The organism is Roseomonas sp. TF40 (genome assembly GCF_057219975.1).
Window position 1 is genome coordinate 559,243 of the sequence record NZ_JBXVVR010000002.1, and the last position, 13,048, is coordinate 572,290.

Sequence of the window (13,048 nt, forward strand, 5' to 3'; positions counted from 1 at the left end):
ATGTCACGATCAAGGGGATTTGGCCTCGTCATGACCGGGATGCCTGACGAACGCCGCACCCAGCCGCGCCGCGGCGTCTGCGTCGTGCTGGCGGCGGCCCCTGGCGTGGGCAAGACCTCCGTCTCGCGCGCCTTGCTGGAGATGGAGCCCTCGCTCAGCCTGTCGATCAGCGCCACCACGCGGACGCGCCGGCCCGGCGAAACCGACGGCGTGCATTATTTCTTCCGCACGCCGGAAGCCTTCGACGCGATGGTCGAAGCCGGCGACATGCTGGAACACGCCCGCTTCCTCGACCGCGCCTATGGCACGCCGCGGGCCCCGGTGATCGCCGCCCTCGAAGCCGGGCGCGACGTGCTGTTCGACATCGAGTGGCAGGGCCATCGGCAATTGCGCGCGCGCCTGCCGGGCGATGTGGTGGGGATCTGCCTGCTGCCCCCCTCCATGGCCGAGCTCGAACGCCGCCTGCGGGGCCGCGCCCAGGACAGCGATGCCGAGATCGCCCGCCGCCTGGTCGTCGCCCGCGACGAGATCGCGCATTGGCAGGATTTCGACCACGTCATCGTCAACCGCGATTTCGACCGCACCGTGGCCGAGGTGCGGGCCGTGCTGCACGCCGCGCGCACCCAGCGCGCGCGCCAGCCCTGGCTGCCCGATTTCATCGAGACTTTGCTGGCCGAGTGATCGCGCGGCATGGCAGCCATCCTTGAGGTCGTGCTGCCCGTCTTCGGCCTGATCCTGGCCGGCTACGGCACAGCGCGGATGGGGCTGATCAAGCCGGAAGGCTTCGCCGGGCTGGCCACCTTCGTCTTCTGCCTGGCCGCACCCGCCCTGTTGTTCCTGGGCGGGGTGCGGCCCTCGGAAGGCGGGCCCGGCCCGGCCATCGCGCAGGTGGGTGCGGCGGTGGTGATGTATGGCGTGGCGATCGTGATCGCGCGGCGCTGGTTCGCGGCCAGGCCGGCCGAGGCGGCGGTGTTCGGCCTGTCCTGCATCTTCGGGAACTCCGTGATGATGGGCATTCCCATCATCATCGCGGCCTATGGCGCGGCGGGGGTGCCGCCGATGATCGGGATCCTGGCGGTGCAGACCATCACGCTGCTGGGCCTGGCGACGATCCTGACCGAGGCCGGGTTGCAGGCGCATGCGCCCTGGCGGTTGCTGATCCGCCATGCGGCGGTGGGGATCCTGCGCAATCCGATCGTCCTGTCGGTGGTGGCGGCCCTGATCTGGCGGGCCTTCGGTTTGCCGATCCCGGATGTGGCGCGGCGGACGCTGGAGTTGCTGGGCGCGGCGGCGCCGCCGGCGGCGCTGTTCTGCCTCGGCGGTGGGTTGCTCGGGCTGGGGGCGGCGGGGTTGTGGCGGGAGACGGCGGTGGTCTCGGTCATCAAGCTGCTGGTGTTGCCGGCCCTGACCTTCGTGCTGGCGAAGCTGCTCGGGCTGTCGCCGGTGGAGACGGCGGTGGCGGTGACGATCGGGGCTTTGCCGACGGGGGCCAACGCCTTCATCCTCGCCCGGCGCTACCAGACGGGGGCGGATCGTTCGGGGGCGGCGGTGGTGGTGACCACGGCGCTGTCGGTGCTCACGCTGTCGCTGCTGATCGGCTATTTCCGGGAGACCATCGAATGAGCCTCATTATCTCTCCCGGCTGGGTCTGGGACGCCGAGCACGGCTTGCGCAGCGGCGTGCATGTGGTGGTGCAGGGCGGGCGCGTGGTCGATGTGGTGCGGGAAGCGCCGAGCATGGACGCCGAGCGCATCGTGGCGCCGGATGCGCTGCTGCTGCCGGGCTTCATCAACCTGCACAACCACGCCATGTCGGGGCCCTTGTTCCGGGGCCTCGCGGATGAATTGGCGCCGGGCGATATCCCTGGCCACATCGTCTATGCGCTGCTGATGCCGCTCGGCGATGTCGCGGCCGAGATCATGACGGAGGAGGACATCGGCGACGCCGTGGAGATGGCGCTGCTCGAGGGTCTCAAGACCGGCATGACCGGGCTGCTCGACGTGTACCGCGTGGCGCAATGGCCCTTCATTCCGCGCGCGAAGGGTCTCGGGCTGCGCTCCTGGTCCTGCCCCTATCTGTTCTCGGAAACGGTGGGCATGACCGATGACGGCAAGCCCACCTACACGCCCACCAACCGCACGGGATTCGAGGAAACCCTCGCCCTCTTCGACCGGTTCGATGAGGGGCCGGAGGGGCTGACGCGGGTGGGCTTCGGCCCGCACGGCCCCGACAGCAACACGGTCGCGCATCTGCGGCGCGTCGATGCCGTGGCGCGGGAGCGGGGCATGATCGTCTCCATCCACGCCGCGCAGAACATGATCGAGATCGCGCGGGTGAAGGAAGCGCATGGCAAGGGCTCCATCGCCCATATCCGCGACCTCGGCCTGCTGCGGCCGGGCGTGGTGCTGGCGCATGGCATGTTCGCGACCGATGAGGAGATGGCGATGATCGCCGCGCATGGGGCGGCGCTCGCCTCCTGCCCGCTGGCCTTCGCGCGCTCCGGGCGCTTCGTGCCGCTGGCGCGCATGGAGGCCGCCGGGCTGCGCCTTGGCATCGGCACGGATGGCGTGACGCTCGACATGCTGCACGAACTGCGCACGGCCTCGGTCTTCGCGAAGGTGCAATCGGGCACGCCGCATGGGCTGGCCGCACCGCGGCTGCTGCGCGCGGCGACGCGCGATGCGGCGCTGGCGCTGGGGCGGGATGATCTCGGGCTGATCGCACCGGGGCAGCGGGCGGACCTCGTGATGTTCGACCTCGGATCCTCGCGCTACCAGCCGGTCTGGGACCCGCTGAAATCGCTGATGACCAATGGCAGCGCGGCGGACCTGGTGCTCTCGATGGTCGAGGGCCGCGTGCTGCTGCGCGACGGCCAGGTGATGACCGCCGACGAAGCCGCCGTCACCCGCCGCGGCCGGGCCGCGATCGAGCGCGTGTGGCGCGAGGCCGCGCGGCGGGGCGCCATCCCGGCCGGGATCGCGGCGCGGGCCGCGATCGACCTGCGCTGATCTCCCCCTGTTGCACCAAGCGGCAATAAGGACCACCTTGGTCTGGTATCGCCAGACCACCGGAACCAACCAACGATGTTCATCGAGACCGAAGCCACGCCGAACCCGGCGACCCTGAAGTTCCTGCCCGGCCGCGACGTGATGGGCGGCAGCGGCACCGCCGATTTCACCTCCGCCGAGGAAGCCGCCGGCCGCTCGCCGCTGGCCGCGCGCATCTTCGCCGTGGGCGATGTGGCGCGCGTCTTCCTGGGGACGGATTTCGTCACCGTCACCAAATCCGACGAGACCGAGTGGCAGATGCTGCGCCCGCGCGTGCTGGGTGCGGTGATGGAGCATTTCCTCACCGGCCTGCCGGTGGTCGAGGGCGTGGAGGAAGCCGCCGAGGCCGAGGATTTCGAGCCCGCGGATGGCGAGATCGTCGCCCAGATCAAGGAACTTCTCGACACGCGCGTGCGCCCGGCCGTGGCCAGCGATGGCGGCGACATCATCTTCCGCGGCTTCCGCGAAGGGGTGGTGCAGCTGCGCATGCAAGGCGCGTGCAGCGGCTGCCCGAGCTCGCGCGCCACGCTCAAGCATGGCGTCGAGACGATGCTGCGCCACTATGTGCCGGAAGTGGTCCGCGTCGAGCAGGTCGAGGCCTGAGCTTCTTTCGCCCTCAAGCGGCGGGCGGCGGCATCCGCCGCCTTGCCTGCGCGGCATAGGCCGCGGCGCCCATTCGGGCGCTCGGCCCTTCGGGCCGCATGTAACCGACTAACGCCCCAGCCACGCCTTCAACCGCGCTGGCGCCTGCATCATCTGCGCCGGCGGGCCGCAATAGCTGAAGCGCAGGAAGCGCGTGCCGCGCTCGCGGTCGAAATCCACGCCGGGGGTCGCGGCGATGTTCGCGCCTTCCAGCATCCGCGCCGCGAAATCCAGGCTGTCATTGGTCAGATGGCCGATGTCGCACCAGAGATAGAAGGCGCCATCGGCCTGCGCGATGCGGTCGAAGCCCGCGCGCGGCAGGCCTTCCAGCAGCGCCGCACGGGCCTGGGCATAGCCGGCCTTGTTCGCCTCCAGCTCGGGCACGCAGTCGAAGGCGGCCTCGGCGGCCACCTGGGCCACATGCGGCGCGCTGATGAACATGTTCTGCGCCAGGCACTCCACCGGGCGCACCAGATCCTCGGGCAGCACCAGCCAGCCGATGCGCCAGCCCGTCATCGAGAAGTATTTCGAGAAGCTGTTCACCACCACGGCGCTGTCGGAGAAGGCGGCGGCCGTGCTCTCCGCCACGCTGCCATAGCTCAGCCCGTGATAGATCTCGTCCGAGATCAGCCGCACGCCGTTCGCGTGGCACCAGCGCGCGATGGCGCGCAGCTCCTCCGGCGCCAGCATTGTGCCGGCCGGGTTGCAGGGGCTGGCGACGATCAGCCCCGCCGGCAGCGGATCCAGCTTCTCGAGCATCGCCAGGGTGGGCTGGAAGCGCGTGGTCGCGTCGCAGGGCAGCAGCTGCGGCACCATGCCGAGTGCCGTCAGGATGTTCGCATAGGGCGGGTAGAAGGGCGCGGCCATGGCCACGCGGTCCCCGGCATCGAAGGCCGCCAGGAAGGCCAGCGGAAAGGCGCCCGAGGCGCCGACCGTCACCGCGATCCGCGCCGGTGGCACGGCCACGCCGTATTTCGCGACATAGTGCGCCGCGATGCGCGCGCGCAGCGAGGCGAGCCCGAAGGCCTCCGTATAGCCCATCGGCGCGCCCGCCTGCAGCGCGCGGATCGCGGCCTCGGCGGCGCCGCGCGGGGCGCCGGTGCCGGGCTGGCCGACCTCCATGCGCAGGATGCCCGGCGCGCCGGGTGGCAGGCTCGCCGCGCGCGCATTGGCGGCGGCGATGACGTCCATGACCAGGAAGGGCGGCGCCTCGGCGCCGCGGCCCACTTTCAACATCAGCGGTCCGCGGCACCCACCGCGAGGCCCGCGCCGCGCGGGTCGGTCGCGGCCTCGCAGCTGCTGGGCGTGCTCGGCAGGTAGCGCGGGCAGACAATGACCGAGGCACGGCCCGGATCGGGCGCGGCGCCGGCCGCGGTGGTGGCGCTCGCCCCCTGCGCCAGGGCCACAAGCGGTGCGGCCACGGCCATCGGCGCGCCATGCTGGCCGCTGCCCGCCACGGCGGCGCGGAAGCCGCGCAGGTTCGGGTTGTGCGCGATCGCCGCCGAGAGCAGCGGCGGCTGCACCTGCCCCAGGCCCGGCGCCGCGGCCAGCAGGATGCCCGTGCCCGGCGCGACGCGGCCCGTGCCGAAGAGGTTGTTCATGGTGAAGGCGCAGGCCACGGCCATGCCCTCGCGGTCGATCACCACCAGGCTGGTCGAGGCCGGCAGCAGCGGCCAGGGAACGTCCGCCGGGGCCTCGGCCGCCAGCAGCGCCGCCGGATCGCCCCCGCCCTGCCGCCAGGCGCGCGAGACGGCGACGCCGCGCGCCATGGCCGCGGCCGGCGCGGCGCCGGCCTGCAGCGCGCCCAGGCTGGCCAGCGCGGCAAGGCCGCCATCGGCCGGCACGGGCAGGAAGCTCACCACATCGTTGCCCACCGTCACCTGCATGGGTGCGAGCACCTGCGGCACGGCGGCGCGCAACACGGGCACGGTGAGTCCGCCGCCCGCCGGCACCGAGGCTTCCTCCAGCCGGCGCGCCAGCCCGCCCTGGTGCAGGTCGCCCACCCCCGCGGTGCGCAGCGTGCCGAGCGTGGCGCCCAGCTCGGCTTGGATCATCTGCGCGCCCAGGGCCAGCGGCTGCCCGCCCGGCCCGGCGAAGATCGCCGCCGCCGCCGGGTCCGCCAGCAGCGGGCCGGCGACCGCGGCAAGGTCGGTGGCCAGCGCGCGGCTGACCTCCACGCCGAGTCGCGCCGCCTGCTCGGCCGGGGCGATCACTTCCTCGAAAGGCCGGCGCCCGGCGCGGGCCTGCAGCGCGAAAAGTCCGCGCGCCATCAGCGGCACGGCGGCCGGGCGATCGGCGCCAGGCGTGCCGTCCCGCTGGCCGGGCAGGAAGACCAGCGCCTCGGTCGCGTTGCGGCGCGGATTGTAGATCAGGCAGGCGCCGCCCCCGCCCAGCCCGGCGCGGGAGGGCAGGGTGACGGCCAGCGTCAGCCCGGCGGCGGTGGCGGCATCGGCGGCACTTCCGCCGGCGGAGAGCATGTTGCGCGCGACCAGCGCGGCGCGGGGCTCATCGGCCACGGCGCCGCCGAGGAAGCCGCGCACGAAGCCCTCCTGCCCCGCCTGGATGGAGCCGCCCCCGCCCAGGGTCGAATCCAGCCCGCTGCAGGCCGGCAGCAGCAGCGCCAGCACGGCGGGCTTCGCCCTGCCGGCGAAAGCGGCTAGCCTGCCAACCATGCCGCGCCGCCCCTCACCCCGGTTCCGGGCCGTCCTGTCCGCGCTGCTCGTCATGCTGGTCGTCCTCGCCGCCCTCGTCCCTGGCTTGGCGACGGCGCAGTCCGCGCCGCCACGCATCGTCACCATCCGGGATGCCGAGACGGAGAACCTGATCCGCCGTCTCTCCCACCCCCTGTTCCGGACGGCCGGGGTGGATCCCGCGCTGGTGCGCGTCACGCTTATCCAGAACCGGGCCATAAACGCCTTCGTCACGACCGGCAACCGCATGTTCATCCATACCGGGCTGATCCAGCAGGCGAGCAGCGCCGGGGAACTCGCGGGGGTGCTGGCGCATGAGACCGGGCACATCTCCGGCGGGCATCTGGCGCGCATGCCCGAGGAGATGCGCGCCGCCATGCTGCGCTCCATCGCCGCGACGCTGCTGGGCGGCGCCGCGGCCGCCGCCACCGGCCAGTCGGGCGCGCTGGCGGCAGGCATGCTGGGCGGGCAGGTCATGGCGATGGGCGAGTTCTACGCCTTCACCCGCGCCCAGGAACAGGCCGCCGACCAGGCCGCCGTGGGCTATCTCGACCGACTCGGTTGGTCGGCGCGCGGCATGGAGCGGCTGCTCGAGCGCCTGCTGGAGCAGGAGCTGCTGGCCGTCGGCCGGCAGGACCCCTATTTCCGCACCCACCCGCTGTCGCGCGACCGGCTGGATTTCGTGCGCGAGCATCTCGCGCGCTCGCGCCATGCCGACGCCCCCCTGCCGGCGGGGCTCGAGGCCAGCTTCGCCATGGTGCGCGCCAAGCTGGACGGCTTCATCGAGGCCCCGGCGATCACCCTGCGGCGCTATCCGGAGAGTGATACCTCCGCCCCCGCCGTCTATGCCCGCGCCATCGGCCAGTTCCGCGCGGGCCGAATCCCCGAGGCGCTGGCGCTGCTCGCGCCGCTGCTGCGCGACCAGCCACGCTCGCCCTGGCTGCAAGAGTTGCAGGGCCAGTTCCTGTTCCAGGGCGGCCGCCCGGCCGAGGCGCTCGGCGCCTATGCCCAGGCGGCGCGGCTGGCACCCGAGGAAGGGCTGATCCGGCTCAGCCATGCGCGCGTGCTGATCGAGCTCGGCCAGCCCGCACAGCTGCGCCTCGCGCTGGCGGAGCTGGACGCGGCGCAGCGCACGGAGCGCGAAAGCGCCTTCTATTGGCGCCAGCGCGCCATCGCGCATGGCAGGCTGGGCGAGTTGCCGCTCGCCGACCTCGCCTTGGCGGAAGAAGCCCTGCTGCAGGGCGATCCGCGCTCGGCCAGCGTGCTGGCGGCGCGCGCCGAGGCGGCGCTGCCGCCCGGTGTGAACCGGACGCGCGCGCAGGATCTGCGCAATGCCGCCGCGCCGGAGAACCAGCCGGCCCGGCGCCGGTGACGAGGCCCCAGACATGACCCAGGACGGAAGATGATGATGCGGTGGATCATGGCGGCGTTGCTGGCCCTCGGCCTGGGCGGTGGCGCGCTCGCGCAATCGGCGCTGACCGCCGAGCAGCGCGCGGAGGTGCTGCAGATCCTCCGCCAGGCGCTGCGCGAGGATCCCTCCATCCTGCGCGACGCCCTCACCGGCATGGAGGAGGCCGAGCGGCGTGAGCGGGCGGAGGCGCAGCGCGCCGCGCTGGTGCAGCAGCACGCCGCGCTGTTCCAGGACCCGGCCGACCCGGTGAAGGGCAATCCGCGCGGCGATGTCACCATCGTCGAGTTCTTCGATGCGCGCTGCGGCTATTGCAAGCAGATGCACCCGGCGATGGAGGCGCTGCTGGCGCGCGACCGCAATGTGCGCGTGGTGATGAAGGATCTGCCGATCCTGGGCCCGCCCAGCGTGCTGGCCTCGCGCGCCCTGCTCGCCGCGCACCGGCAGGGGCGCTATGCGCCGCTCTACGACGCGCTGATGACGCTGCGCGGCGAGGTCACGGAACCCGTGCTGCGCCAGCAGGCCGAGCGCGTGGGCCTCGACTGGTCGCGCCTGCGCCGCGACATGGAGGACCCGGCGATCCAGCGCCGGATCGACACCAACCTCCGCCTCGCCCAGGCGCTGGCCATCGAGGGCACGCCCGCGCTGGTGATCGGCCAGTCGCTGATCCCCGGCGCGGTTGACCTGCCGGCGCTCGAGCGGCTGGTGGCCGAGGCGCGCGCGGGGCGATAGGCCCTTGGATTGCCCTCATGCGCGCGGCGGCTAGACTGTTCCGCAAGGGGAGCAGTTTGGCATGGGAGCGGAGAGCGATTCGGCCGGGATCCTGGCGCGGCTGGTGGCATTCGACACCACCAGTGCGCGCAGCAACCTCGCGCTGATCGAGTATGTGCAGCACTGGCTGGCCGCGCAGGGCGTGGACAGCGTGCTGGTGCGCGACCCGACCCAGCCCAAGGCCGCGCTGCATGCCGTGATCGGCCCGCGCGTGGCGGGCGGCGTGGCGCTGTCCGCGCATAGCGACTGCGTGCCGGTGGAGGGCCAGGCCTGGCAGGCCGATCCCTTCACCCTGCGGCGCGAGGGCGGCCGGCTGATCGGCCGCGGCGCGGTGGACATGAAGGGCTTCTGGGCCTGCGCCATGGCCGCCGTGCCGGGGCTGCGTGCGCGCGACCTGAAGCGGCCGGTGCATCTGTGCCTGTCCTACGATGAAGAAACGAGCTTCGCCGGCGCGCCGATCCTGGTCGCCGCCCTGCCGCAGCACGCGCCGCCGCCTGCCATGTGCATCGTGGGCGAGCCCTCCGGCATGGCGCCGGTGATCGCGCACAAGGGCTATGCGAGCTTCGAGGTGACGATCACCGGCCGCACCGGCCATTCCTCGCTCACCCATCGCACCGCCAATGCGCTGGAGGCGGCGGCCGAGGCGGTTTCCTTCCTCAAGCGCCGCGCCCGGCACCATGCGCGCGAAGGGCGCCGCGTGGCCGGCTTCGCCCCACCCTTCACCACGATCCATACCGGCACCTTCCGCGCCGGCAGCATCCTCAACATCGTCCCCGACCGCGCCGATTTCGTCTTCGAGATCCGCTCCATCCCCGGTGACGACGCGGCGGTCGAACTCGCCTTGCTGCGGGATTTCCTGGCGCGCGAGGTGCTGCCCGAATTGCAGGCCATCGCGCCCGAGGCCGGCTTCGCGATCCGCGACCGCTGCCTCGCCCCGCCGCTCGCCCTGGCGGAGGACGCGCCGCTGCTCGACCTCGCGCGCGATTGCGGCGCGGTCGGGCCGGCCCAGCGCGTGCCCTATGGCACCGAGGCCGGCATCTTCCAGCAGGCCGGCATCGCCAGCCTGGTCTGCGGCCCGGGCGACCTGGCGCAGGCGCATCAGCCGGAGGAATGGATCGCGGAATCCGAACTCGCGACCTGCGACGCCTTCCTCGACCGTCTCGGCGCGCGGCTGGCCGCATGACGGTGCACCTCGCCGTGCTGCCGCCCGACCCGGAGGTGCCGAGCCTCGCCGTGCGCGTGCCGCGGCCGGAGCTGGGGCGCTGGCGGGGGGGCAATACCGGGATCGAGGGGGTCTGGAGCTTCGATTCCGGCGCGCCGGGGCCGCATCTGCTGCTGACCGCGCTGGTGCATGGCAATGAGGTGGCCGGCGCGGCGCTGCTGCTGCGCTACCTGGAGGAAGGGCTGCGCCCGCTCGCGGGGCGGCTGACGCTCGCCTTCGCCAACCTCGCCGCCTTCGACCGCTTCGACCCGCAGGACCCGACAGCCAGCCGCTTCCTCGAGGAGGACATGAACCGCGTCTGGGCGCCGGCCACCCTGGCCGGGCCGCGCCGCTCGGCGGAGCTGGACCGCGCCCGCGCGCTGCTGCCGGTGCTGCGCCAGGCGGATGTGCTGCTCGACCTGCATTCGATGCTCTGGCCTTCCGACCCGCTGCTGATCGCGGGCCCCGGGGAGGCCGCGCGCATGCTGGGCACGGCGCTGGGCAGCCCCGGCGTGGTGGTGGCGGATGAGGGCCATGCCGGCGGGCTGCGCCTGATCGACCACCCGCATTTCGCCGAAGGCGCGCGCGCCCTGCTGGTCGAGGCCGGCCCGCATTGGGAGGCCGAGACCGAGGCGCAGATGGCGCTGACGGCGGGGCGGCTGATGCGCTGCCTGGGCGTGGCGGGCCCCGCCCCCGCGCCGGGCGAATGGCCGGCCGGGCGGCTGGCGCGCGTCACGCGCACGGTCACCGCGCAGAGCAGCGGCTTCGTCTTCCTGCGCGGATATCGCGGCGGCGAGGTGGTGCCCCGGCGCAACACGCTGATCGCCCTGGATGGGGAGGTGGAGCTGCGCACGCCGCATGACGATTGCCTGCTGGTGATGCCCAGCCCCCGCGTGCTGCGCGGGCATACCGCGGTGCGGCTGGCGCGCTTCGTCGAATAGGGGTGCCCGGGCCGGGGGCGTCGCGTCTCCCCCCTGCGGGGGGAGAGGGTTCAGATCACGTTACCCTGTCCAGTTCGGCATCGCTCATCGAGCCGGGCACGATCGTCATCGGCACGGCGAGCTTGCCGGCATAGCGGCCGGTCAGCGCCTGGATCAGCGGGCCGGGGCCCGACCCGCCCGTGGCACTCGCCAGCACCAGGATCGAGATGCGCGGGTCCTCCACCATGAGGGCCAGCAGCTCGTCGCGCGGCTCGCCCTCGCGGATCAGCAGGATGGGGATGCCGCCGGTGATCTCATGCACCTGCGCGGCCAGGCCCGAGAGCAGGCGCTCGGCCTCCTCGCGCCGTTCCTCGGCCAGCATCGCGCCCACGCCGGCCCATTCGACCTGGCCGGCGGGCTCGATCACCCGCAGCAGCGCCACCCGTCCGCCGGATTTCTTCGCGCGCAGCGCGGCATAACGAAGGGCGACGCGCTGCTCGGCGCTGTCATCGACCACCACCAGGAACACCCGGTCGCGCCGGGCCTGCGCGGCTTCTGCGGTCTCGGTCATGCTCACCTCCGGAACAGCACGCTGCCCAGCCAACCGGCGAAGGCGGCCAGGATGATGCAGGCCAGCCCATACAGCACGGGCATGCCGCGCGCGACATCGGCGATCCAGGCGGCGGTGCCGTGGCGCACGATATCCAGGCGCAGCTCCTGCCGCGCCACCACGCGCCCGCCGCGCACCAGCAGCACCTGCACGCGATACTCGCCGGTCACCACGGTGGAGGGCACCGGCAGCCGCGCATGGAACAACCGCCCGCCCGAGACCTGCACCGGCACGGCCTCATCCACCCACAGCCCGGCCTTCTGCTTCAGCGCGACCAGCGCCGGGCGGAATTGCGCGCCGCGCGCGCCGAGCTGGACCAGCGGCAGCAAATCGAGGCCGAGCCGCAGATCGGCGCGCTCCTCGGGGCTCAGCAGCTCGGCCACGCGGCCGGTGCCGGCGATGGCCCAATAGGCCGGCACGCGGTTGAAGCGCGCCGAGGGGCCGTTCATCCAGATGCCCATCGTCTGCACCTTCTCGCGCACCACCAGCGATTGCGCGGGGCCGGTGGCGAGCACGAGCACCTGGTCCGAGGCCTCGAGCTCGGGCGGGCCGATCAGGCGTTCGGTGGCGCCGAAGACGAGGATCTCGCCCCCGGTGAAGGCGGTGGTGACCTCGATGCGCTGGGTCGAGAGCTCGGCGGCGAGCACCGGCGGCGCGGCGGGCTGCGCGCGCGCCGGCGCGGACAGGGCCAGCAGCACCGCCAGCAGCGCGAGGCTCTTGCGCAGGGCCAGCGCTCTCACGGGATGGGGCCGATGGTGAACAGGGCGGCGGGTTCGCGCAGCAGGTCCCACAGCAGCGCCGCGGCGACCGAGAGCACCAGCGCGCCGAGCAGCGCGCGCATCTCCTCGCCGCGCAGCTTCGTGCCCATCGCCGCGCCGAACTGCGCGCCCACCACGCCGCCGGCCAGCAGCAGCAGGGTCAGCACGATGTCCACCGAGCCGACCTGGATGGCCTGCAGGAAGGTGACGTTGGCGGTGACGAAGACCACCTGGAACAGCGAGGTGCCGATGACCACCGCGGTCGGCATGCCGAGCAGGTAGATCATCGCCGGCACGAGCATGAAGCCGCCGCCCACGCCCATCACGGCGGAAAGCAGGCCGATGCCGAAGCCGATGCCCAGCGGCGGCAGCACCGAGATGTAGAGCCGCGACTTGCGGAAGCGCACCTTGAGCGGCAGGCCATGCGCCCAGTAATGCTCGTGCAGCCGCGCCGGCCGGGCGCGCCTTCGGCGCAGGATGGCCGTGACGCTCTCCCGGACCATCAGGGCACCCACCGTGCCGAGCACGACGACGTAGAAGATCGCGACCGCGAGATCGACCTGCCCGGCGCGCCGGAGCCAGGCGAAGAGCTGCACGCCCGCGAAGGAACCGGCGAAGCCGCCCACCACCAGCACCGCGCCCATGCGGAAATCGACATTGCCGCGCCGCCACTGCGCCATGAGGCCCGAGACCGAGGCGCCGAGCGTCTGGTTCGCGCCCGAACCGACCGCGACCGCCGAGGGGATGCCGATCAGGATCAGCAAGGGCGTCAGCAGGAAACCGCCACCCACCCCGAACAGGCCCGAGAGCCAGCCCACGCCGAAGCCGATGCCCAGCAGCAACAGGGCATCGACCGACATCTCGGCGATGGGGAGGTAGACCTGCATTCCGGCCCCAATGCTCAATCCCACCCGTGGCGGGAATAGGGCGGTATCGGCCCGATAGGCCCGCGCCGCAACCCGTTGCCCGCGCAATCCGCGTCATCAGATCGCACAAGACAC

13 protein-coding genes are annotated in these 13,048 nt (G+C 72.9%); 8 read left to right on the plus strand and 5 right to left on the minus strand.

What is annotated here, in order from left to right; all coding sequences use genetic code 11:
• Positions 1–30 precede the first annotated feature (30 nt).
• From gmk to AC2D9U_RS08730, 4 genes are all read left to right on the plus strand, one after another.
• Entirely contained in the window at positions 31–681 is a 651-nt protein-coding gene (gene gmk, locus AC2D9U_RS08715) for a guanylate kinase (RefSeq protein WP_484748084.1), read from the plus strand.
• Between the two features lie 9 nt (positions 682–690).
• On the plus strand, positions 691–1,623 hold the full coding sequence (locus AC2D9U_RS08720) for an AEC family transporter (RefSeq protein WP_484748085.1): 933 nt from the start codon (positions 691–693) through the stop codon (positions 1,621–1,623).
• Positions 1,620–3,008: an amidohydrolase family protein gene (locus AC2D9U_RS08725; RefSeq protein WP_484748086.1), complete on the plus strand. Its 1,389-nt coding sequence runs from the start codon at positions 1,620–1,622 to the stop codon at positions 3,006–3,008. The genes AC2D9U_RS08720 and AC2D9U_RS08725 overlap by 4 nt, the downstream gene beginning before the upstream one ends.
• 75 nt (positions 3,009–3,083) lie before the next feature.
• Positions 3,084–3,650, plus strand: a complete 567-nt coding sequence (locus AC2D9U_RS08730) for a NifU family protein (RefSeq protein WP_484748087.1) — start codon at positions 3,084–3,086, stop codon at positions 3,648–3,650.
• A 108-nt stretch (positions 3,651–3,758) separates the two neighbouring features.
• Here the strand turns inward: AC2D9U_RS08730 and AC2D9U_RS08735 are convergent, their stop codons facing one another.
• Entirely contained in the window at positions 3,759–4,928 is a 1,170-nt protein-coding gene (locus AC2D9U_RS08735; protein WP_484748373.1) for a pyridoxal phosphate-dependent aminotransferase, read from the minus strand.
• Positions 4,925–6,361, minus strand: coding sequence for a gamma-glutamyltransferase (locus AC2D9U_RS08740; RefSeq protein ID WP_484748088.1), 1,437 nt, complete (start codon positions 6,359–6,361; stop codon positions 4,925–4,927). The genes AC2D9U_RS08735 and AC2D9U_RS08740 overlap by 4 nt, the downstream gene beginning before the upstream one ends.
• Here AC2D9U_RS08740 and AC2D9U_RS08745 point away from each other — a divergent pair.
• The 4 genes from AC2D9U_RS08745 (at position 6,360) to AC2D9U_RS08760 (ending at position 10,700) form a co-directional block, all read left to right on the plus strand.
• The gene (locus AC2D9U_RS08745; RefSeq protein ID WP_484748089.1) at positions 6,360–7,751 is read left to right on the plus strand and encodes a M48 family metalloprotease; all 1,392 of its coding nucleotides are present in this window, start codon (positions 6,360–6,362) and stop codon (positions 7,749–7,751) included. The genes AC2D9U_RS08740 and AC2D9U_RS08745 overlap by 2 nt on opposite strands.
• 33 nt (positions 7,752–7,784) lie before the next feature.
• The gene (locus AC2D9U_RS08750; RefSeq protein WP_484748090.1) at positions 7,785–8,519 is read left to right on the plus strand and encodes a DsbA family protein; all 735 of its coding nucleotides are present in this window, start codon (positions 7,785–7,787) and stop codon (positions 8,517–8,519) included.
• A 61-nt stretch (positions 8,520–8,580) separates the two neighbouring features.
• A complete protein-coding gene (argE, locus tag AC2D9U_RS08755; protein ID WP_484748091.1) occupies positions 8,581–9,741 on the plus strand; it encodes an acetylornithine deacetylase in 1,161 nt (386 codons plus the stop codon).
• Positions 9,738–10,700, plus strand: coding sequence for a M14 family metallopeptidase (locus AC2D9U_RS08760; protein ID WP_484748092.1), 963 nt, complete (start codon positions 9,738–9,740; stop codon positions 10,698–10,700). Before argE ends, AC2D9U_RS08760 begins: the two co-directional genes overlap by 4 nt.
• Before the next feature lie 55 nt (positions 10,701–10,755).
• Here AC2D9U_RS08760 and AC2D9U_RS08765 read toward each other — a convergent pair whose 3' ends face one another.
• From AC2D9U_RS08765 to AC2D9U_RS08775, 3 genes are read right to left on the minus strand one after another with little or no spacing between them, the layout of a single operon-like run.
• A complete protein-coding gene (locus tag AC2D9U_RS08765) occupies positions 10,756–11,250 on the minus strand; it encodes a universal stress protein (RefSeq protein ID WP_484748093.1) in 495 nt (164 codons plus the stop codon).
• A 2-nt stretch (positions 11,251–11,252) separates the two neighbouring features.
• A complete protein-coding gene (locus AC2D9U_RS08770) occupies positions 11,253–12,029 on the minus strand; it encodes a TIGR02186 family protein (protein ID WP_484748094.1) in 777 nt (258 codons plus the stop codon).
• Positions 12,026–12,934, minus strand: a complete 909-nt coding sequence (locus AC2D9U_RS08775; protein ID WP_484748095.1) for a sulfite exporter TauE/SafE family protein — start codon at positions 12,932–12,934, stop codon at positions 12,026–12,028. Before AC2D9U_RS08775 ends, AC2D9U_RS08770 begins: the two co-directional genes overlap by 4 nt.
• Positions 12,935–13,048: the final 114 nt, after the last annotated feature.